Origin of the sequence: Saccharopolyspora phatthalungensis, assembly GCF_014203395.1 — a bacterium.
GTDB classification, from domain to species: Bacteria; Actinomycetota; Actinomycetes; order Mycobacteriales; family Pseudonocardiaceae; genus Saccharopolyspora; species Saccharopolyspora phatthalungensis.
In genome coordinates, this window is sequence record NZ_JACHIW010000002.1 from 693,314 (window position 1) to 715,106 (window position 21,793).

General features: G+C 68.3%; 16 protein-coding genes and 1 pseudogene. 6 read left to right on the forward strand and 11 right to left on the reverse strand.

What is annotated here, in order from left to right:
* Position 1: 1 nt before the first annotated feature.
* The 6 genes from pgm to dnaK form a co-directional block, all read right to left on the reverse strand.
* A complete protein-coding gene (pgm, locus tag BJ970_RS30015; protein ID WP_184730473.1) occupies positions 2–1,645 on the reverse strand; it encodes a phosphoglucomutase (alpha-D-glucose-1,6-bisphosphate-dependent) in 1,644 nt (547 codons plus the stop codon).
* Positions 1,646–1,723: 78 nt separating this feature from the next.
* Positions 1,724–4,357 carry an ATP-dependent chaperone ClpB gene (clpB, locus tag BJ970_RS30020; protein ID WP_184730475.1) on the reverse strand — a complete coding sequence of 878 codons (2,634 nt, stop codon included), beginning with the start codon at positions 4,355–4,357 and terminating at the stop codon, positions 1,724–1,726.
* Positions 4,348–4,671, reverse strand: a complete 324-nt coding sequence (locus BJ970_RS30025; RefSeq protein WP_184730477.1) for a chaperone modulator CbpM — start codon at positions 4,669–4,671, stop codon at positions 4,348–4,350. The genes clpB and BJ970_RS30025 overlap by 10 nt, the downstream gene beginning before the upstream one ends.
* Positions 4,671–5,603 (reverse strand): DnaJ C-terminal domain-containing protein, encoded by a 933-nt coding sequence (locus tag BJ970_RS30030; RefSeq protein WP_184730479.1) that lies wholly within the window; start codon positions 5,601–5,603, stop codon positions 4,671–4,673. Before BJ970_RS30030 ends, BJ970_RS30025 begins: the two co-directional genes overlap by 1 nt.
* Positions 5,604–5,610: 7 nt before the next feature.
* Entirely contained in the window at positions 5,611–6,138 is a 528-nt protein-coding gene (locus BJ970_RS30035; RefSeq protein WP_184730481.1) for a nucleotide exchange factor GrpE, read from the reverse strand.
* A gap of 8 nt (positions 6,139–6,146) precedes the next feature.
* Complete coding sequence (gene dnaK, locus BJ970_RS30040; RefSeq protein ID WP_184730484.1) at positions 6,147–8,027, reverse strand: molecular chaperone DnaK; 1,881 nt, start codon at positions 8,025–8,027, stop codon at positions 6,147–6,149.
* 218 nt (positions 8,028–8,245) lie between these two features.
* Between dnaK and BJ970_RS30045 the strand changes: the two genes are divergently transcribed.
* Positions 8,246–9,943 (forward strand): PucR family transcriptional regulator, encoded by a 1,698-nt coding sequence (locus tag BJ970_RS30045; protein ID WP_246471896.1) that lies wholly within the window; start codon positions 8,246–8,248, stop codon positions 9,941–9,943.
* Positions 9,944–9,958: 15 nt separating this feature from the next.
* Here BJ970_RS30045 and trxA read toward each other — a convergent pair whose 3' ends face one another.
* From trxA to BJ970_RS30060, 3 genes are all read right to left on the reverse strand, one after another.
* On the reverse strand, positions 9,959–10,315 hold the full coding sequence (trxA, locus tag BJ970_RS30050; protein WP_246471897.1) for a thioredoxin: 357 nt from the start codon (positions 10,313–10,315) through the stop codon (positions 9,959–9,961).
* A 262-nt stretch (positions 10,316–10,577) separates the two neighbouring features.
* Positions 10,578–10,853 (reverse strand): hypothetical protein, encoded by a 276-nt coding sequence (locus BJ970_RS30055; protein WP_184730489.1) that lies wholly within the window; start codon positions 10,851–10,853, stop codon positions 10,578–10,580.
* Positions 10,854–10,935: 82 nt separating this feature from the next.
* On the reverse strand, positions 10,936–12,318 hold the full coding sequence (locus BJ970_RS30060; protein WP_184730491.1) for an HNH endonuclease signature motif containing protein: 1,383 nt from the start codon (positions 12,316–12,318) through the stop codon (positions 10,936–10,938).
* 1,157 nt (positions 12,319–13,475) lie between these two features.
* Here BJ970_RS30060 and BJ970_RS30065 point away from each other — a divergent pair.
* From BJ970_RS30065 to BJ970_RS30085, 5 genes are all read left to right on the forward strand, one after another.
* Complete coding sequence (locus BJ970_RS30065) at positions 13,476–14,639, forward strand: NAD(P)/FAD-dependent oxidoreductase (protein ID WP_184730493.1); 1,164 nt, start codon at positions 13,476–13,478, stop codon at positions 14,637–14,639.
* Positions 14,640–14,677: 38 nt separating this feature from the next.
* Positions 14,678–16,420, forward strand: a complete 1,743-nt coding sequence (locus BJ970_RS30070) for a thiamine pyrophosphate-binding protein (RefSeq protein ID WP_184730495.1) — start codon at positions 14,678–14,680, stop codon at positions 16,418–16,420.
* Between the two features lie 58 nt (positions 16,421–16,478).
* Positions 16,479–17,453: a LysR family transcriptional regulator gene (locus BJ970_RS30075; protein ID WP_184730496.1), complete on the forward strand. Its 975-nt coding sequence runs from the start codon at positions 16,479–16,481 to the stop codon at positions 17,451–17,453.
* Positions 17,454–17,788: 335 nt separating this feature from the next.
* Positions 17,789–18,931, forward strand: coding sequence for an enolase C-terminal domain-like protein (locus BJ970_RS30080; RefSeq protein WP_184730498.1), 1,143 nt, complete (start codon positions 17,789–17,791; stop codon positions 18,929–18,931).
* A 115-nt stretch (positions 18,932–19,046) separates the two neighbouring features.
* Positions 19,047–20,390 carry an MFS transporter gene (locus BJ970_RS30085; protein WP_184730500.1) on the forward strand — a complete coding sequence of 448 codons (1,344 nt, stop codon included), beginning with the start codon at positions 19,047–19,049 and terminating at the stop codon, positions 20,388–20,390.
* Here the strand turns inward: BJ970_RS30085 and BJ970_RS40245 are convergent.
* Positions 20,366–20,821: pseudogene (locus BJ970_RS40245) on the reverse strand (PhzF family phenazine biosynthesis protein); the annotation flags it as partial. The gene BJ970_RS30085 and the pseudogene BJ970_RS40245 sit on opposite strands and share 25 nt — an antisense overlap.
* A gap of 30 nt (positions 20,822–20,851) precedes the next feature.
* Complete coding sequence (locus tag BJ970_RS40380; RefSeq protein WP_446689104.1) at positions 20,852–21,790, reverse strand: STAS domain-containing protein; 939 nt, start codon at positions 21,788–21,790, stop codon at positions 20,852–20,854.
* Positions 21,791–21,793: the final 3 nt, after the last annotated feature.

Sequence of the window (21,793 nt, forward strand, 5' to 3'; positions counted from 1 at the left end):
ATCAACTGTCGGACTGCAGGGCCGCGGAGACGACCTGGCGTGCCTCGTCCTGGATGCGTGCGAGGTGGTCCGGTTCCCGGAAACTCTCAGCGTAGATCTTGTACACGTCCTCCGTTCCGGACGGCCTCGCCGCGAACCAGCCGAAGTCCGTCTCGACCTTCAATCCGCCGATGGGCGCATCGTTGCCGGGCGCGGTGGTGAGCAGCGACGTGATGGGGTCGCCTGCCAGCGTCGTCGCCCGCACGGCCGCCGGGGACAATTTCGACAGGCGTGCCTTCTCATCCGGCGTTGCCGGGGCGTCGATGCGGGCGTAGCTGGACTCGCCGAAGCGCTCGACGAGTTTGCGGTACAGCTCGTCCGGGTCGGCGCCGGTCCTGGCGGGGATCTCCGCCGCCAGCAGGCTGAGCAGGATGCCGTCCTTGTCGGTGGTCCACGCGCTGCCGTCGCGCCGGAGGAACGCGGCGCCGGCGCTCTCCTCACCGCCGAACGCGATCGATCCCGCCAGCAACCCGGGAACGAACCACTTGAACCCCACCGGAACTTCGACCAGTCCGCGCCCTAGGTCCTCGGCCACCCGGTCGATCATCCGGGAGCTGACCAGTGTCTTGCCGACCGCGGCATCGGGTCGCCAGTCGGGCCGGTGGCCGAACAGGTAGTGGATCGCGACCGCCAGGTAGTGGTTCGGGTCGAGCAGGCCGGTTTCCCGGGTGACCACCCCGTGCCTGTCGGCATCGGCGTCGTTGCCCGTCGCGATCTGGAAATCGGCCCGCCGGTCGATCAGCGAGGCCATCGCGTACCGGGACGAGCAATCCATGCGGATCTTGCCGTCCCAGTCCAGCGTCATGAACCGGAACGTCGGATCGGCGTCCGGCGCAACCACCGTCAGGTCTAGCCGGTACCGGTCGGCGATCTCGGACCAGTAGGCGAGGCTGGCCCCGCCGAGGGGGTCGACGCCGATACGGATGCCCGCGGCCCGGATCGCATCGAGGTCGATGGCCGAAGCAAGCTCACCCACGTAGGCCTCGAGGAAGTCGTAGCTCCCCGTGGCGGCCTTGGCGCGGGCGTAGGCGGTCCTGCGCACGCCCGCCAAGTCCGCGCCGAGCAATTGGTTGGCACGCCTGGCGATCCAACTCGTGACCTCGGTTTCGGCGGGCCCGCCATGCGGCGGGTTGTACTTGAAACCGCCGTCCGTCGGGGGATTGTGGGACGGCGTGACGACGACCCCGTCGGATAGACCGCTCGTGCGCCCGGCGTTGCGCGCCAGGACGGCTCGGGACAAGGCCGGGGTCGGCGTGTAGCCGTCCCGGGCGTCCACGAGCACGTCCACCTCATTCGCCGCGAAGACCTCCAGTGCGCTGACAAGCGCCGGTTCCGACAGCGCGTGGGTGTCCCGAGCGAGAAACAGCGGGCCGTCGATGCGCTGAGCCGACCGCCAGTCGCAGATCGCCTGGCTGATGACCAGGATGTGGTCCTCGTTGAAGCTCCTAGTGAGGGACGAGCCGCGATGTCCGGAGGTACCGAAGGACACGCGCTGCTCCGGCGCGGCGGGATCGGGGCGCTCGGCGTAGTAAGCGGTCACCAGGCGTGCTACATCGACCAGATCAGCCGGCTCCGCACGCTGCCCCGCCCTGGGATGCACGGACATCGACCACCTCTTCCGTAGGGTTTCCAGCGCAAGAAGCCACCGTATTCGACCTGCTGCCACGAAAGAAGGCGCTTGCCGTCATGCCGCCCGCGCGTGCTCTGCTGCTCCCTCCGCGTAGGAAATGTCCAGCTCGTCGTTGACAACGGTCACCCGAACGACTCCGCCCTCACGCGCTTCTCCGCGCAGCAGTGCGCGTCCGATCCGGGTTTCCACCTCGTGCGCGATGAACCGGCGCAACGGCCGGGCACCGTAGACCGGATCGAAACCCTGCTCGGCGATTAGCTGGCGGGCTTCGTCGGTCACCTCAAGCGTGATCCTCCGGTCGGCCAGGCGACCGCGCAGCTCGTCGAATTGCAGGTCCACGATCCGCTCGATCTCGGGCAAGGACAGCGGGCGGAACAGCACGATGTCGTCGATGCGGTTAAGGAACTCCGGGCGGAAGTGGCCGCGCAACTCCGCCATCACGCGCTCGCGCGCGTCGGGTTTGATCTCGCCGCCGGCGACGCCTTCGAGCAGGTATTCCGACCCGATGTTGGAGGTCATGATGATGACCGTGTTACGGAAGTCGACCGTGCGGCCCTGCGCATCGGTGATCCGGCCGTCGTCGAGCACCTGCAGCAAGGTGTTGAAGACCTCGGCGTGGGCCTTCTCGATCTCGTCGAACAGGACCACCGAGTAGGGCTTGCGCCGCACCGCCTCGGTGAGTTGCCCGCCTTCCTCGTACCCGACATAGCCGGGCGGCGCGCCAACGAGCCTGCTGACGGTGTGCCGCTCCTGGTACTCGCTCATGTCGAGCCGGATCATGTTCTCCTCGGCGTCGAACAGGGTGGCCGCCAAGGTCTTCGCCAGCTGGGTCTTGCCGACACCGGTGGGACCGAGGAACACGAACGACCCGATGGGCCGTCGCGGATCCCGGATACCCGACCGGGCGCGGATGATCGCGTCGGCGACGAGCGAAACCGCCTCGTCCTGACCGATAACCCGCTCACGCAGGATCTCGTCCAGGCGCAGCAGCTTTTCGCGTTCGCCCTCCTGCAGCCGCGCGACGGGGATGCCGGTCCACGCCGCGACGATCTCGGCGATCTCTTCGCCGGTCACGACTTCCCGGAGCAGCTGGTGATCACCCTGCTTGCCCGCAAGCTGCTCCTCCTCCGCGGCCAGCCGCCGTTCCAGCTCGGTGATCCTGCCGTACCGCAGCTCGGCCGCGCGGTTGAGATCGTAGTTTCGTTCGGCTTCCTCGGCTTCGCGCCGCAGCTGCTCCAGTTCCTGGCGCAGTTCCTGGACTCGTCGGATGGCCTGCCGTTCGGCTTCCCACTGCGCGTGCTTGGCGTCGGCCTCGGCGCGCAGATCCGCCAGCTCCCGGCGCAGTTCCGCCAGCCGGGCCTCGCTGGCGGGGTCGGATTCCTTGGACAGCGCGGCTTCCTCGATCTCCAGCCGCGTCACGCGCCGGGTGAGCTCGTCGAGTTCGGCGGGCATCGAGTCGATCTCGGTGCGCAACCGGGCGCAGGCCTCGTCGACGAGGTCGATCGCCTTGTCCGGCAGGAAGCGGTCGGTGATGTAGCGGTGGCTCAGCATGGCCGCCGTGACCAGCGCGCTGTCCTGGATCTTCACGCCGTGGAACACCTCAAGGCGTTCGCGCAGGCCGCGCAGGATCGAGATGGTGTCCGCCACGCTCGGTTCGTCGACGATGACCATCTGGAAACGGCGTTCCAGCGCGGCGTCCTTCTCGACGCGCTTGCGGTATTCGTCGAGCGTGGTCGCGCCGATCATGTGGAGTTCGCCGCGCGCGAGCATCGGCTTGAGCATGTTGCCGGCGTCCATCGCGCCCTCGGCCGCGCCCGCGCCCACGACGGTGTGCAGTTCGTCGACGAAGAGCAGGATGCGCCCTTCGGCGGACTTCACCTCGTTGAGCACGGCTTTGAGGCGTTCCTCGAACTCGCCCCGGTACTTCGCGCCCGCGACCAGCGACCCCATGTCGAGGGCGAAGACGGTCTTGTCCCGCAACCCCTCGGGAACGTCGCCGTGCACGATCCGCTGGGCCAGGCCTTCCACGATCGCGGTCTTGCCGACGCCGGGATCGCCGATGAGCACGGGGTTGTTCTTCGACTTGCGGCTGAGGATCTGGATCACCCGGCGGATCTCGGCGTCCCGGCCGATGACCGGGTCCAGGATCCCTCTGCGAGCCTCGTCCACCAGATCACGGCCGTACTTCTCCAGCGCTTCATACGAGCTCTCCGGTGTCGCCGAGGTGACCCGCTGACTTCCCCGGATGCGTGTCAGGGCGCTGAGGAACGACTCCCGGGTGATGCCGTGCTCGGCCAGCCGTCGACCGGAGTCGGTCGACGATCCCTCCTCGATCAGCGCAAGGGCCAAGTGCTCCACCGACACGTACTCGTCCTTGAGCCGCTTGGCCGCACGCTCGGCCGCGTCCAGCAACCGGGACAGGCGCTGCGTGACATACACCTGCCCCGGCGCGGCGCCCGGCCCGGTGACCTTAGGGCGTCGGGACAGCGCCTCTTGTGCGCTGCTGCGCAACGCGCTCAGATCGGCACCGGCTTGTTCGAGCACCCGCGGCACGATGCCCTCGGGCTGGTCGAGCAACGCCATGAGCAGATGCTCACCGTCGACCTCGGTGTGCCCCAGCTCGGTCGCCGCGCTCTGCGCATTCTGCAGCGCTTCTTGGGACTTCTGGGTCAAGCGGTTCATGTCCATGGTGGGTTACCTCCCGTACCGCTTCGACCGGCGGCCTGCAAGGCGGTTTCGAGTCGGCTGATCCGTTCGAGCAGGTCCAGCACGACGCCGATAGCGGCGTAGTTCAACGACAAGCCGCAGCGAAGGCGCTGGATCCGCGCTAGGGCGGCGGGCGCGTTCTCGTCGAACCACAACCGCCCCTGCACGTCGCGGGAGGCGTCCAGCAAGCCCAACGCCACGAAACGACGGACCAGATCCGGATGCAGACCGGCGCGCGCGGCCGCCGTCTCCAGGCTCAACCGATGTGGGCGGGCCAACTGGTACCGAACGGTCATCAGGACCTCCGCGGGTCGAAGGAGGATTGCGCCGCGAGCTGTTGGAGCAGTTCGCGCTCGCGGTCGGTCAGCTTCGGCGGCACCGCGATCCGGACTTCCGCGTAGAGGTCGCCGGGCGAGCCGCGCGGGTTGGGCATGCCCTCCCCGCGCAGCCGCAGCCGCCTGCCGCTGGAGGAGCCGGGTGGCACCCGTACCTTCGTCTCGCCGCCTGGCGTGGTGAGCGGGACCATCGCGCCCAGCGCCGCCTCCCACGGCGTGACCGGCAAGTCGACGTAGATGTCCCGCCCGGACACCCGGTAATGGCTGTGCGGCGCGAGGTGCACCACGAGGTACAGATCACCCGGCCGGACGTTGCCGCCGCCGCGACCGCCCTGCCCGGACAGCCGGATGCGCTGGCCATCCACCACCCCGCGGGGAATCGTCACCTCGAAGGTGCGGGGCCCGGATGGACCGGACAGGGTGACGTTCCGCTTGCCGCCGCGGTAGGCCTCCTCCACGGTCAGCTCCAGCTCGGCTTCCTGGTCCGCTCCCGGGATCGGCCCGGCCGCGCCCCGCGCTCCGAACAAGCTGCCGAACAGATCCTCGAAGCCGACCCCGCCGAAACCCTCGTCGGCCGAAACGCGCACGCCGCCGCGCCCGCCCGCGCCGGGCCGGCCTCCGCCGCGCCGGGCGCCCTGGCCGGCACCGACCCACTCCTCGTAGCCCTCCGGGATGGAGCGAAAGTCCGGGCCGAAGCGGTCGTAGCGCTTCCGGGTGTCGGGATCGGACAGCACGCTGTACGCCTCGTTGATCTCCTTGAAGCGTTCCTCGGATTCTGGATCGGAATTGACGTCGGGGTGGTAGCGGCGGGCGAGCTTGCGGTATGCCTGCTGCACTTCTTCGGAGCTGGCGTTGCGGGACACACCGAGCATTTCGTAGTAGTCGCGCGCCATGTCCGCTTCACCCCGGTTTCCGGCTCACGGCCACCGCAACGGGACGCAGCTGCTTGTCGGCGTCGCCGTAACCTGGACGCAGCACTCGTATGACCGTGCCCGGATCGGCGTCCGGGGTCTCGACGACGTTGACCACCTCGTGCTGGTTCGGGTCGAATGGGACCCCGACCTCGTCCCGGCGCGGGTATCCGAGCTGAGCCAGCAGGTTGACCGCCTGCTCGCGGATCGCTCGCACCCCGTCGAGCACCGAGCGCGGGTCGGCTTCGGCGTGCTCCAATGCCAGTTCCAGGTTGTCGATCAACGGCAACCAAGCGGCGGTCACACTGGCCCGCTCCTCCGCGCGCACCCGCTCCAGCTCGCGGGCGTGGCGCTTGCGCAGGTTGTCGAGGTCCGCGAGGGCACGGCGCCAGCGGTCCTCCAACTCCGCGACATCGGGCTCCTGCTGCTTCGCCTCGGGCTCGGCCGACTCGGCGTCGGATTCGACCTCGGGTTCCTGCTCGGGGCCGTCCGTGTCGGGTTCCCATGGTGCCGTCATCGCACGCCTCACATCCGCTCGAAGTCGGCGTCCACCACGTCGTCGGAGTCGGCACCGCCCGACCGCGACCCGCCACCGGAGGCGGCGCCCGCTGTCGCGGTGCGTGCGGCCAGGCCCTGGTAGATCTGCCGCAGATCGTCGGTCAGTGGACGGGCGCGGTCGGGCGGTGCCTCGTTCTGCACCGCTTCGCGCGCGTCGTTGATCAACATTTCCGCGCGGGCCCGCTCGTTCGACGGTGCCGCCTCGCCTAGTTCGGCTAGCTGTTTCTCGACCTGGTAGGCGGCCGCATCGAGCTCGTTTCGGGCGTCGATGGCATCGCGCAGGCGCTGGTCCTCGGACCGGTTGCGCTCGGCCTCCGACACCATCCGGTCGACCTCGCTCTTGTCGAGGTTGGAGCTGTCGCTGATGGTGATGCTCTGCTTCGCTCCGGTGTCCTTGTCCCGCGCGGTCACGCTGAGGATCCCGTTGGCGTCGACGTCGAAGGTGACCTCGATCTGGGGTTCCCCGCGCGGCGCGGGGCGGATGTTCTCCAGGCGGAACCGCCCGAGCACGCGGTTGTCGGCCGCGCGTTCGCGCTCGCCCTGCAGGACGACGATGTCCACGGCCGACTGGTTGTCCTCGGCGGTCGAGAACACCTCGGCGCGGCGAGCCGGGATCGTGGTGTTGCGCTCGATCAGCTTGGTCATCACGCCACCCCGGGTTTCCACGCCCAGCGACAGCGGAATCACGTCGAGCAGCAGGACGTCCTGCACGTCGCCCTTGAGCACCCCGGCCTGCACAGCGGCCCCGATCGCGACGACCTCGTCCGGGTTGACGCTCATGTTGGGGTCCTTGCCGCCGGTCAGCTTGCGCACCAGCGCCTGCACGGCCGGGATCCGGGTGGAGCCGCCGACCAGGATGACCTCGTCGATGTCGTTCTCGGTGACCTTCGCGTCGCCCATCGCCTGCTTGACCGGGTCCAGGCAACGGTCGATGAGATCGGCGGTCAGCTTCTCGAAGGTGGACCGCATGATCGAGCTCTGCAGGTGTTTGGGCCCGGCGGCGTCGGCGGTGATGAACGGCAGCGAAACCTGGGTCTGCGACACCGAGCTCAATTCGACCTTGGCCTTCTCGGCCGCCTCGAAGAGCCGTTGCAGGGCCTGCGGATCGTTGCGCAGGTCGATGCCGTTGTCCCGCTGGAACTCGTCGGCCAGGTGGTCGACCAGCCTGCGGTCGAAGTCGTCACCGCCCAGGTGGCCGTCACCGGCGGTGGCGCGAACCTCGACCACCCCGTCGCCGACGTCCAGGATGCTGACGTCGAAGGTGCCGCCACCGAGGTCGAACACCAGCACCGTTTCGTGCCCGCGCTTGTCCAGGCCGTAGGCCAGCGCCGCGGCGGTCGGTTCGTTGATGATCCGCAACACTTCGAGCCCGGCGATCCGCCCGGCGTCCTTGGTCGCGGTGCGTTGCGCGTCATTGAAGTAGGCGGGCACCGTGATGACGGCCTCGGTGACCCGTTCGCCGAGCGCCTTGCCCGCATCGTCGGCGAGCTTGCGCAACACCAGGGCGCTGATCTCCTCGGGCGCGTACTGCTTGCCCCGGACCTCGAACCGGGCCAGCCCGTTGTCGCCTTCGACGACGTCGAAGGCGACCGCCTCCGCTTCGCTGGCCACCTCGTCGTAGCGGCGGCCGACGAACCGCTTCGCCGAGTAGATGGTCCCCTTCGGGTTCAAGATCGCTTGGCGGCGCGCCAGTTGCCCCACCAACCGCTCCCCGGAATCGGTGAAGGCGACCACGGACGGCGTGGTCCGCGAGCCTTCGGCGTTCGGGATCACATCGGCTTCGCCGCCTTCCCAGGCCGCGATCACCGAGTTCGTCGTCCCCAGATCGATGCCGACTGCCTTAGCCATGAGTGAGCTCCTGTCCTAGGGCCGACTGCGTGCCAGCGTGCCGCTAGCGCTCCCTTGGCGCGTCCATCCCCGAGGACGAAATCTCCGCTTCGTTTCGGCCTGTCGAAGCAATCGGTCGGCCATGCACGCCACGCCCGGACGCCGACCGCGCCGGGTTGTCCGGCCCGCTTCACGGCGTAACGTTGCGAGGCGTACAGAGCATCGTCGGGGGAACCCCCATGGACGACCCGAACACCCTTGCGATACCGCGAAACACCGACGCGTGGGCGGCAGCGCCGGGATCCGATCTGCACCGCCTGTTCCAGCTGTCGATGACGATGTTCGAGCGCCGGGACCAGGAAAACATCCTGCGCCTGGCGATGTCCTCGGTGCCCGCTCTGGGGCCCTGCCAAGCGCGGTCCGGTTACCTGCTGCGCGATCGGGAGCTGATCGAGTTCCTGCCCGACGACCACGCTCCCGCGGCCGAGCTGGCCGATCGGCTCCGCGCACTGCAGGGCGAGGACGGCTTGATCGCGATACCGGGGGCGGCGTGGGCGCGGGCCTTCGGCTTGCGCCGTCCCGGTGGTTTGAGTGGCTATCTCGTCGTCACGGGAGAGGCCGAGCCGAGTCCGCACGAGCTGTTCCTGCTCAACGTGCTTGCCCAGCAGACGGCCGCAGCCGTGGCCAATGCCTCGCTGCACCAGGTCGAACGGGAGCACGCGCTCCAGCTGAGCCGGTTGAGCGACGAGCTCGCGATCATGAACCAGCGCCTCAAGGACACGGTCGAGGACCTGCAGCGCCGCCAGCTCATCCACGACGCCTTCACCCGGATCGTGGCCTCGGATGGCCACGAGAACGAGATCGCGGCCACCCTTCACGCGCTGACCGATCGGGCTGTCGCCGTCGAGGACCGCTTCGGCAACCTGCTGTCGTGGGCGGGTCCGGGTAGACCCGACCCGTACCCGGAACCGAACCTGCGCCGGGAAGAGACCCTCCAGCAAGCGGCGAACTGCAACGGATTGACGCGGGACCGGGACCGGCTCGTCATGGTCGCACAGCCGCGGCAGGAAATCCTCGGTGTCATCGTCCTGTTCGATCCGGGGCCCACGCTGCAACCGCAGGTGATCTACGCCCTGGAGCACGCGGCGATGGCCCTCGAATTGCGGTTGAGCCACGCCCGGAACCTGGCCGAGGTCGAGCTTCGGTTGCGCCGCGATCTCGTCGAGGACCTCCTCGCCGGCACCAGCGACCACAGCGTTTTCGCCCGCTCCGAAGCGGTCGGCCACAACCTGCACGGGCCGCACTACGCGGTTGCGCTTCAATGGCTCGGCGCGGGCACCGAGGACGCGCTCGCCATCGCGGCCTGGAAGGCCGCGAAGAAGGTGGGCATGTCGATCCTGCTGGCGCGCCGGTCGGGAATGGTGGTGCTGTTCAGCAGCGGCCGACCCGACGGAGCCGCCTTCTACCGTGCGGTGGCCGACGAAATGGGCAACGGCGGCGGAGCGATCGGGGTCGGCGGTCGCTGCGACTCGCCGGCGGACTTCGCGCGATCGTTCCAGGAGGCGTTGCGGTCCCTGCGGATCCGTCAGCAGTCGCGGCTGCGCAACGGAATCACCTTCTTCGATGAACTCGGCATCTACCGCATCCTCGGGCAGGGCGAGGGCGGCGCCGACATCGAGACGTTCGTCCAGGAGTGGCTCGGCTCCCTCCAGGATTACGACCGCAGGCACCACTCGAACCTGGTGCCAACGCTGTCGCAGTACCTCGAATGCGGCGGCAACTACAGCGCCACCGCCAGCGCACTGGTCATCCACCGCAGCACCCTCCGGTACCGCCTGCGCCGGATCAGGGAGATTTCGCATCTGGACATCAACGACGTCGACAGCCGGCTCAACCTGCACGTCGCGACCCGAGCGTGGCGAGTTCTCGGCGGGTGACATGAGCGGCGAAAATCAGTGGGATCGTCCCGATTCGGAGGTGCTGGCACCGATCCCCTGTTCGACCCACTCGCGCAGCGCGGGCGCGGGCAGCGCGCCGGCCTGTCGTGCGATGACCCGGCCCCGGTCCAACAGCAGGAGGGTCGGGACGGCCTGAACGGTGAACCGCTGCGAGGTTTTGGTCGCCGCGTCGACGTTGACCTTGACGAGCTTCACGCGGCCGGCGAGCTCCTTGGCCACCTGCTCCAAGGCCGGACTGACCATCCTGCAGGGGCCGCACCACGGGGCCCACAGGTCGACCAACACGAACAGGGACGATTTCTCGGCCACCGCGGCGAAATCATCGTCCCCGGCCGTCACGATCCACGGCATCGGTCGGTGGCAGTTGCCGCACATCGGGCGCCCCTCGCCCGCCGGCGGTATCCGGTTGACGCGTCCACAGTTTTCGCATCGGATCTTCTGCGGTTCCATGCCCTCTCCCACCCCCGGGCTCCGCGGCGGGCAGAAGTGCGCCGCCACCACAAGCTTGACGATCGCCGAACCGACATTCGTGCACTGACCGGGTCCAAATCCGCTGCGGCCATTCGGCCCCCCGGAGCGAACGCGGGCCTGCCCGGCCTCAGCGGCGCAGGAGCTATTCGCCGGTGTTATCCAGTTGTTCGCCGCGGTGAGCCAGCAGCTCCGTCAGTTGCCGCACTTCGTCCGCTATTTCCGGATCGTGGTCCAAAAGCCGGTCCGCGAGGTCACCAACGCGGTTCACCACCTCTCCGCAGCACCGCAGGATGTGCCCCCGCACTTCACGGGACGGCCACCACTCCTCGTGCTTCTGGCAATTGCCGACCAGCCAGCCGGCCAGGCTGAGCTCGTGGACAACCGGGTTGTGCAGTCCAGACACTTCTTCGTCGTACATGTCGTGAGGGTGCGGGATGTGACGGGCTTCGGCTCGTCGATATAGCACCAGCGCCAGTTCTCACCGGGGCCCACGGCGCCGGTCAGCTGACCGCCGCCTCGGAACGCGAGCAGCGCGATTCGCCCGCCGGGTCCCGCTGGGAGGGGATGAGGTCCCGGAGGTATTCGCGGTGCTGGGCGGGCAGCGCCTTGCCGCCTGGTCGTGGTCTTCGGTTGATGTCCACGGTGGGTGGTGGGATGAAGACGGGTCTGCCCTCGCGCATCTGGATTTCCCATCGGTGGTTGTGCACGGTGCGGTGGTGGTGGCCGCATAGCATTGTCATGTTGGCCAGTTCGGTGGGGCCGCCGTCGATCCAGCTCACGACGTGATGCGCGTCGGGGGTCCCCGGCGGCCGGTCGCAGCCGGGAAACGAACAGCTGCCGTCGCGCTGGAGTAGCGCGGCGCGAAGGTGCGCGGGTGCGGTTCGCCTGGCCCGGCCGAGGTCCAGGGGCAGGCCAGCTCCGTCGAGAACCATGGGCAGTACTTCGCTGTCGCAGGCGATGCGCCGCGCGTTCTCGGCGGTGATGGCACGCCCGGTGTTCAGCGTGCCGGGCATGCCCTGCTCATCGGGGAAACCCAGCCCGCGTTTGAGGTCTTCGAAGTCGATGGTGATCGTCAGGTGCGGCCGTTGCCCACCGGCACGCGGCATCCCGTCGGAGTCGGTGGCCAGATCGAGCAGCGCGGCGAAGCCGTCGGCGTTGCGCTGCCCGGCGCTGCGAGGGTCCTTCTCCCCGCCGGTTTGCGGGCACGGGGCGGCCAGCGGCTCGATGAGCGCAACGAATTTCGCCCCGGTCTCGCGGTCCAGCCGGGCCTTGATGACCGTCATCCCGTCCCGGGCGGTCCCGTAATGCAGCTCCCGCGCCTCGTGCTGGCCCTCCTCGTCCTGGTAGGCCCCGTCCTGGTCGAGCAGATACCTGATTCGTTCGGCGATTGTCTCCAGCTCACGCGGCGGCATCTGGCGGGCGTAGCCGGCCAGGGTCGCCTCGACCTCCCCCACCCGGTGACAACGGGCGTACTCCGGCAGCCGACGAATGCCCGCCACGATCACCCGCGCATGCTCAACACTGATCGCGCCTTGCGACAAGGCGGCGGCGGTCTGGGGAAGCTCGGCGGGCATCGTCTCGCCATACAGCGAGGCCCGGTCCTCGACGTTGCGGGCGACCGTCACCCGGGTCGTGGCGTCCCGGTGGTCGATGTTGAGCAGCTCCCGCAACCACACCTGCATCGACCTCGCACCACGCTCGGCATGCAGCCCCCGCCGGTCGGCCTCGGCGATAACCTGCAACTGCTCCATCATCACCACCCGCATGCTCTGCTCACAGCGCTGAATCCGGGCGATGAGCTCGGCATCCGAGCACGACACCACAGACGACCGTGAAGACATCATCTCCACGCTCGCGTCCCGGGTGTCCGTCAACGGTGCCATGCCTCCATTCTCCCAGATTCGAACACCCATTCGCACGCATTCCAGCATCGCTTGATCAGGTGAAACCCCCACCAAAACCCCGAAAACCCCCACCCAGCAACAAAAACCTCCACCACACGCCGAAGGCGCCCGCCAGCACGACCGATCAAAAACCCTTACGGAACAACCCCAAGCCGACCGGGCACCAGCCCCAGCCACGACCGAATCCGCCACCCCGGCAACGCAACCCGCCGGTTGCGCCAGCCCACTCCGGGGCCATCCCCGCGATACAAAGCCGAACCGGGGCTGTGGGCCGGATGTCAAGCCTGAAACCTCGAAGAGGCGGCCGCCAGGCCGGGCTTGACCTCCGGAACGCAGCCCCCACACTCCACCGATCGCGGGGATGGCCCACCCAACACCGAACCTCCCACAGCCCCAACCCCCCTCAAAAGGCGAGCAAATCACGCCAAGCCGCCCGCGAACCATGGCAACCCGGAACCTCCCCCAGCCCCAACCCCCTCAAAAGGCGAGCAAATCACGCCAAGGCGCCCCCAACCCATGTCAACACGGAACCTCCCACAGCCCCAACCCCCTCAAAAGGCGCCCATTCCTGCGGAAACCCGACCTTTGAGACAACTTATCTTGGTTCAGAGGAAAAGGCGGCCACGTTCGTGAAAAGTCAAGCCGTTCAACGGATTCTCCGGCGAGGATGCGGACCGGCACGGCGCGCTTGTTTCGTCCCGCAACGCGGGAGCTCAGGACAGGGGGACTCATCGATGGCGCCGATCCGTTCCGCGTGACGAGCGAGACTGCGGTCATCCAACTCACGCTGGTGTGCGAACAGTTCGTCAAGCCCAGAACCGCGTGTACTCCCGACCGGTCTCGCTGGCCAATGGCGTGGTAACGGCGCGCTTGGGCGAGATCGGCGCAGCCCTGCGCGATGCGGTACTCCCCGCGCCGACGGCCACCACCGCGAAGAGGATCGGCTGGTCGAGACCGTGATCTCCTACCTTCGGTCCGGATCGATCAGCACCGTCGCGGGCGTGGTGCCGCGTGCTGCAGCGCGCCTAAACCTACCTTCAGAATCGGTGCATCTCGCGGGCTTGTCCGCCTCGCGAGTCGCCGCCTAGAAATGCAAGAACGGTTCTCGCGGATTTTTGCACGGAGAGGGGCTGACGGTGGCAGCGCTGGCCGGCGGACGGGTCGTCATCATCGGCGGGGGCATCGTGGGCGCCTCCATCGCCTACAACCTGAGCATCCGCGGCTACCGAGACGTGACGGTCATCGAACGCAACCTGGTCGGCGAGGGCGCGACCGCGCGCGCCACCGGCGGCATCCGGCACCAGTTCTCCGCACGCGTGAACATCGAGCTGGTCCAGCGCTCGATGCCGTTCTGGACCGAGTTCGAGGAGCGCACCGGGAGTCGGTTGCAGTTCCGGCGGCACGGCTACCTTTTCCTGATCTCGGACCCGGCGGTGTTCGGCACGTTCCGCGCGAACGCGGAGCTACAGAAATCCCTTGGCGTGCAAGTGGAAATCCTCGATCCCGCCCATGTCTCGGGGGTGTTCCCGGGAATCCGCACCGACGATCTCGTCGGGGCGACCTACACGCCGGGCGACGGATCGGCCTCCCCCGCCGATGCCGTCGCCGGCTACCTCCGGGCCGCCCGCGCCAACGGCACGAACGTCCACCAGCAATCGCATTTCATCGGCCTGCGGACCGACCGCTACGGCGCGGTGCAGGCCGTTCAGACCTCCGACGGCATCGTCGAGGCGGAGCAGGTGATCATCGCCGCCGGGCCGCAGTCGCGGACCGTCGGCCGGCAATGCGGGGTCGACATCCCTGTTTTCCCGCACTCCCGGCAAGCCTTCACCACCGCCCCGATCGAGGCGCTCAACGGCTCGATGCCGCTGACGGTCGACATGGCCACCGGCGCCTACGTCCATCCCGAGGCCAACGGCGCGACCGCCGTGATCGGCGGCAACGACCGCGACGTCCCGAGCAGCGAGGTCGCCCAGGTCGACTGGTCCCGCGTCAGCGGTCTTGCCGAAGCGCTGAGCAACCGGTTCCCGGTGCTGGAGAACCTCGAAATCGTCCGAGGGTGGGCCGGCCTGCGGGAGATGACCCCGGACGATCACGCGATCGTCGGCCCGGTCGACGCCGTTCCCGGACTCTGGGTTGCGGCGGGCTTCTCCGGCCACGGCTTCATGCAGTCGCCCGCCGTGGGTGAAGCGCTCGCGCAGTGGCTCCTGGACGGCTCGCCGGATCTCGACCTGGATCCGCTGCGGCTGGAGCGGTTCGGCGGCCGCACCGCCGCCGCCCTTGAGACCGCCGTCTTCTGACTTCTCCGCGCCCCGCGTCCACTTTTTCGAGGAGAGCCATGGCACTCAGAAACGCCGCGCGCGAATCCCGTCGCAGCGGTTCCGAACTTCTCGTCGAGTCGCTCATCGGGCACGGCATCGACACCATCTTCGGCGTCCCAGGAGACACCGGCGTCGCCTTCTACGACGTGCTGGCCCGGCACACCGACGAGATCCGGCACGTTCTCGCCCGCGACGAGCGACACTGCGGCTACATGGCCGATGGGTTCGCTCGAACGTCCAGGCGCCTGGCGGTCTGCGAAGCGTCGAGTGGCGCGGGCGCGGTGTATCTGGCCAGCGGGCTGGGTGAGTCTTACGCGTCGAGCATTCCGGCCCTCGCCATCACGACCGACATCCACCGCGCCAGCCGGGGTTCCGGGGCGATCACCGAGATCGACCAGGTCGCGCTCTTCGGCGCGGTGACGAAGTGGCAGCGAGTGGCCCAGCGGGCCGAGGAGATCCCCGGCCTCGTCGCGGAGGCCGTCGGGGCCGCGCTCGGCGGCCGCCCGGCCCCTGTCGTCCTGATCTGCCCGGAAGACGTCCTCGACGAGCACGCCGATGTTCAGGCCAGCACTGGAACATCGACCTCGCCCGCGACCCGTCGGGCGGCATCGGCCGAGGGGGTCGCCGAAGCCGTCGGAGTGCTGGCTGCGGCAGAGCGCCCGGCCATCCTCGCCGGCGGTGGCGTGCACGCATCCGGAGCCTGGCGCTCGCTGCGTCGGTTGGCCGAGCACGCCGCGATTCCGGTCGCCACCACGATCCACGGCAAGAGCGCTTTCCCCGAGGACCATCCGCTGTCGCTGGGCGTCAACGGTGGCAACGGTTCGCGTGGCTATTCGAACGCACACCTGGCCGCCGCGGACGCGGTCCTGATCGTCGGCAGCCGGTCCAACTCGACCGACACCGACGGCTTCGTCGCACCGAAGCGCTCCGGTGCGAAGATCATCCAGATCGACATCGACGAGGCGCGCGCCGGCCGCAACTTCCCGGCGAGCGTCGGTCTGGTCGGCGACGCGGAGACCGTTCTCGACCAGCTGCGGGAAGCCCTCAGCCCGGCGCAGGCAGATGTTCGGGAGAAACGCCAGCACGCCATCGCCGAGGCTCGTCGCGGCTGGACCGCCGCCAACTCGTCGCCGCTACCTCCGGTCGGAATCGGCACACTACAACCGCGCGATGTCGTCTACGCACTGCACGGTGTCTTGGGCACCCGTAGTTGGGTTTGCGCCGATCCCGGCACCCCCACGCCCAACCTGTCCGCGTTCTGGGAAGCCGACGGGGCGGCTTGGCGCGTCGTCATTCCGCGCGGACACGGACCGATGGGCTACTCGATCTCGGCCGCGATCGGGATCTCTATCGCGCACCCGGGCCAGCGGGTGCTCTGCCTGACCACCGAGGGCAGCCTGGCGATGGGGATCGGCGACTGGGAGACCGCGGCTCGGCTCCGGCTCCCGATCACCTACGTGGTGCTCGACAACAGCTCGTTCTCCTGGATCAAGATGCTGCAACACCTGTACCTGGAAAAGCGGTACTTCCAGGTCGACCCGGGGCCGATCGATCCCGTGCTGCTCGCGCGCGGAATGGGTATCGAGGCCGCGCGCGCCACGGATCTCCACCACCTGGAGCTGCTGGTAAAGCAGTCCGCGAATGCCGAGGGGCCGACCGTGGTGCACGTTCTGGTGCCGGAGCACAAGGACTCCCCGCCACCGGTGTCGCCGTGGCAGGCTGCGCTCACGAACTCGTCAGCCGGCCGCCCCGTCTACTAGGCGCAGCGCTCCTTCCGGCCGTGCGGGTTCGCCCACACAGACCGGGAGCGTCGGGATCATGCTCAACTTCATCCACCTCCAGACACTGCAAGCCGTGCTTGCCACAGGCTCGTTGAGTGCGGCGGGCAAGAAGCTCGGGTACACGACGTCGGCCGTTTCGCAGCAGATCGCCGCTCTCGAACGGAGCCTGGGCGTCAAGCTGTTCGAACGGGGTCCCCGCAACCTGTGGCCCACCGCGGCTGCCCAGCAGGTCAGCGAAGTAGCAGCGGCGATCCTCGCCCGGCTGGACGAGTTTGAGACCGAGATGCGCGGCGCCGCCCGCGGTGACCGCGGGCGGCTCCGCCTCGGCTCCTTCCCCACGGTCGGGGCGCAACTGCTGCCGAAGGCGCTCGCGCGGCTCCTGGACCAGTACCCACACGCCGAGTTCACCGTCCACGACGAGGGGCAGTCCGCCGCAGTCGTCGACGCGGTGCGAGCGATGCGCGCGGATCTCGGGCTGGTATTCGAATACGACGCCGTGCCGGCGACATGGCCGGACGATCTGACGGTCCACCCCGTGCTCGACGAGGAGATGGTCGTGCTCGCCGGGGCGAATCGCGGCGATCCGTTGCCGGAGACCGTCGATCTGGCTTCCCTTTCGGACGAAATCTGGGCCGCCAACCGGCCGGATTCGACCGGACGGTCGAATCTCGAGCACTGGTGCGCGCTGAGCGGATTCGCCCCGGAGGTTCGATTCGAAACCAACGACTACGACGTGATCCGCGGCATCGTCCGGGAAAGTCTCGGCATCGCCCTGGTACCGGCGTTGGCCCTGGGGGTGGATCACACGATCACCATGCATCGCATCTCCGGGAACAAGCCGCGACGGAAAGTCCGGGCGATTCACCGCTCCGCGGACCCCAATCCCCTCCTGCCGCACGCGCTCGCGGCGATCGCCGCGGCGACCGACGCGTTCATCGCGTTCACCACCAGCGGATTCTCCACCGACACGGTACACGCGCCGCTGGCCACGAGGACTTACCAAACGCGTTGATGATCGAGGCGGCACCGGGTCGATCGATCGCGTGCTACCTGCGCGGTGCACTCGCCGCGAAGGGTTCTTTGCCTCGGGTTTCGCCGGTGTTTCCGGCCCGGCAAGCTGCAAATCTCCTGAAAGGCCGTACAGCAGAACTTTTCCAGGCGCCCTTGCTGTGACCTGGAACGCACGACTACAAAAAGCACACCGCGCGGCGGTCGCCGATCGACCCATCGGAAAAGATCGACCCCAGCCGCGACGACGCAGCCGAGCTAAGGATCCGATGCGATGACTTGTCGAGGCATTGCCAGACGTGCAACGAGCCGGGGACATCTGGCGCAAGGCGCGATCTCATGAGCCCGAAGATCGTCGGCTTCGACGTTTGGCACGTTCCGGTCCGGCTGCGCCGAGGACACGTGATGTCCTTTGGTACTGCGGTGACGGCGGACCTGATCGTCGTCCGCGCCGCCGCTGACGACGGAACCAGCGGGTGGGGTGAGGTTACCCTGCTCGGCGGGCCGCATTGGTCGGAGGAAAGCGCCGAGTCTGTCGTCGCGACGCTCACCCGGTACCTCTTGCCGGCTCTGGTCGGTCGTGCGATCCACGCGGTGTGCGGCTTGGTCGACGCTCACGCTGGCATCCGCCGCAACCGGTTCGCCAAGGCGGCGGTGGACATCGCCCTCGCGGACCTGCGCGCCCGCGTTCTCGGCATTCCCCTGGGCGCCCTCTGGGGCGGCCACCGTCCGGAGCCGGTACCGCTGAGCTGGAGCCTGGCCGGCGGCACGGTCGAGCAGGACATCGCCGAAGCGGCCGAGCGGCAGGCCGCCGGAATCGGCATCTTCAAGATCAAGGCCGGTGCGCTACCGCTTCGAGCCGAACTGGCTCGCATCACGGCCATCCGGGAAGCGCTGGGGCCCGACGTCTCGCTGCGCATCGACGCCAACCAGGGCTGGACCCGCGCGCAGGCCGGAAGTGCTCTGCCAGTCCTGGAGCAGCTCGACATCGCGTTCGTCGAGCAACCCGTCGCCGCCGACGACATGGCGGGGATGACCGCATTGCAGGCCGCGACCCGGATACCGATCGCCGCGGACGAGTCCCTGCAGACGCTCGCCGATGCGACGACCCTCGCCAACTCCGATGCGGCTCGCGTGTTCGTCTACAAGCCGGCCAAGCACGGCAGTCTTGAGCAGGCGCGCCACGTCGCTGCCGTGGCCGAGTCGTCGGGTATCGAGGGCTATCTCGGATGCATGATCGAGAGCAGCATCGGAACCGCCGCCTACCTGGCGTTCGCCGGTTCGGGAGTTTCGCTGTCCTACGGCTGCGAGCTGTTCGGCCCGCAACTCCTGGTCGATGATCTCGTGCACGTCGGCGTCCGGTACGAGCGCGGGACGGTCCTGCCCCCATCAGGCCCCGGGCTCGGTATCGAGGTGGACGCGGACAAGGTCCGCGCCCTCGCGCGCACCCACCACCACGTGACCGGAACGTCGTTCGATTAGTCCGGTCAGTACCCAGTCCAGGCAGCGCGAACGGCGTCGGCAGCGCACCCTTCGCCGCGGCCACTCCGGAAGACCACGACCGCCTCATCCCGACTCACCGAGAAGGACCGACGCCATGAACCAGAAGCCCGCGGACTTGCACGCGCCACCAGCGAACGCCGAGGCGGCCGGGATCTCCGCCGCCGAACAGCTCACGCAGGTCAAGCGGGCGGCCCGCGCGTCCTTCATCGGCACGACGATCGAATGGTATGACTACTTTCTCTACGGAACGGCGTCGGCGCTGATCTTCCCCCGGGTCTTCTTCAGCAATCTCTCGCCCGGCGTGGCCACCTTCGCGTCGCTGGCCAGCTTCTCGGTCTCCTGGGTCCTGCGACCCATCGGCGGCCTGATCTTCGGCCACTTCGGTGACCGGCTCAGCCGCAAGAAGATGCTGGTGATCACGCTCATCATGATGGGCGGCAGCACTTTCCTCATCGGAGCCCTGCCCTCCTACGCGGCGGCCGGGCTCATCGCGCCGATCCTGCTGATCCTGCTGCGGATGGTGCAGGGCCTGGCATTGGGCGGCGAATGGGGCGGGGCCGCCTTGATCGTCATCGAACACGCACCGCCGAGACGACGTGGCTTGTTCGGCTCTGCGGTCCAGATGGGCGTCCCGGCCGGGCTCTTGCTGTCCACCGGTGTCGTGGCGCTGGCCTCGACACTGCCGGACGAAGCCTTCTTCAGCTGGGGCTGGCGGATGCCGTTCCTGCTCAGCATCGCGTTGGTAGCCATCGGTTACTGGCTGCGCACCGCCCTGGAGGACCCGAAGGCATTCCGGCAGCAGGTGGAGGAAACCAGGGCCGCGCAGCTGCCGATCGCGGAAGTCCTCGCCACGGCCAAACGCAAGACCCTGCTCCTCGCGCTCGTCCAGTTCGCGTGCAACACGGGTTACTACGTGTTCACCGTCTACTCCGGCTCCTACGCGACCCAGCAGTTGGGAATGCCGCGTTCGTTCCTGCTGGAAGCCTTGATGATCGCGGCCGTGGTGGATCTGGTCATGCAGCCCGCCTTCGCCGCGCTGTCGGACCGCATCGGGCGGAAACCCGTTTACATCTTCGGTTCGCTGTTCATCGGCGCCTGGGCCTTCCCGTTCTTCGCCCTGCTCGACTCCGAAACCCAGCCGCTCGTGTGGCTCGCCATGATCGGCGCGCTCGGGATCGGACACGCCTCGACCGGCGGGATCAACGGCCCGCTCTACACCGAGCAGTACCCGTTGCGGATGCGGTACACCGGGGCGTCGATGGCCTTCCAGCTCTCCGGCATCGTGACCAGCACTCCGGCCCCGCTGGTGGCGGCCTGGGTAGTCGCCGCCACGGGAAGCACGAACTTCGTCTCGGTCTACGTCATCGCCGCCGCGGTCATCTCCGTGATAAGCGCACTGCTGCTGGAAGAAACCTACCGAAAGCGCATCGACGAATGACCTGCCGAGCCGACCGTCCGCAATTCGCACTGGCCGTTCGGACTGCTGCGAGTGGACTTTCTCCACCCGCTGTACTCGTTGGGCATGGCTGCCCCCTCGGCAGGCCGCGCAGGGGCGCGTCCGCCTGCACACCACCAAATACCCGCTGGACCGCTTCCAGGAAGCGCTGGACGATCTCGACGCCGGCCGGATCCGCGGCCGCGCGAGGCGACCACGGGATCGATCGGGCAAGGCATGGGCGGCTCGGAGGGGAGATCCATGGTGTAGCCGCCGCCCGCCGGGTCGCGCTCGACGAACAGCCATCCGCTGCGGGTCCAGAACTGCAACCGCGTCGCATCGGGGTGGCAGTCCTCGAACAGGTAAGAAGCGGATGCGAGGGTGGCGTGGCCGCACAAATCCACCTCGATCGCGGGCGTGAACCACCGCAAATGGTAGGCGGGATGCGCCGCGCCCCTCGCGGCTCAGCGGGCGTTCGTGTGGTCGGCGGCCGATGCGTGTTCGTGGTCGCTGGCGGAGGCAACGACCTCGGCGGCACCGGAATTCGCTTGTTGCAGTTCCAGCAGGGCGGCGGCCGGGTCGCGGAACAGCGCGGGGTTGCGTTCCCAGTACGCGAGTTCGACCTGGGTCAGGTTGCGCACCACGATCACGTCGTCCACCTTGACCAGGAGCACCGAGCCGACCTGCACAACCGCGCGCGGGGTGTGTTGCAACGACCGGATCAGTCCCGCCACGGCGGCCCCTTGCGCGGCGTCGACCTCGGCCTGCTGCCGGTCCAGCAGGCGCAGATCCAGGGCCCGGCTGAGCTTGACGAACTGCTCCTCCTTGGTCGGTAGCTGCCCCGAGTTCTTCAAGCGGATCAGGAACTCGCCGAACCACGAGCCGATCACCGGCGGGAACGAGTAAACGCACTCCAGGCCGAAGGCGTCGAGCAACCGCTGCGTCGCGTCCTCGACGCTCCGGCTGTCCCGCTCGTCGCTGAGGTAGATCCGGCCGGGAACCCAGTGCCAGCCAACGTTTTCGGCATCCGGGGTCGGCGGGGCGGCCAGGCCCTCGGGGTCGGCGAACAGGGCCCGGGCCGAGAGCACATCGGGCACGATCTGGAAGACCTTGGTCAGACCGGTGATCCGGAAGATCTTGAGCAGCCGCTCGGCACGGCATACCAAGACCAATGCACCGCCTTGCGCCCGGGTCCGTTTCAAGCCGCCGACCAGAACCCCGAGCCCGGTGCTGTCCATGAAATCCACTCCGGTCAGGTCCGCGATCAGCCGGAACTCACCGCCGTTGACGGCATCGATCAGCCGTTCCCGCAGGCTCGGCGCGGTGTAGACGTCAATCTCACCAGTCACCTCGATCAGGGTGATCCCATCAGGCAGTCCAACGTTGGTCAGTTCCAGATCCACGGC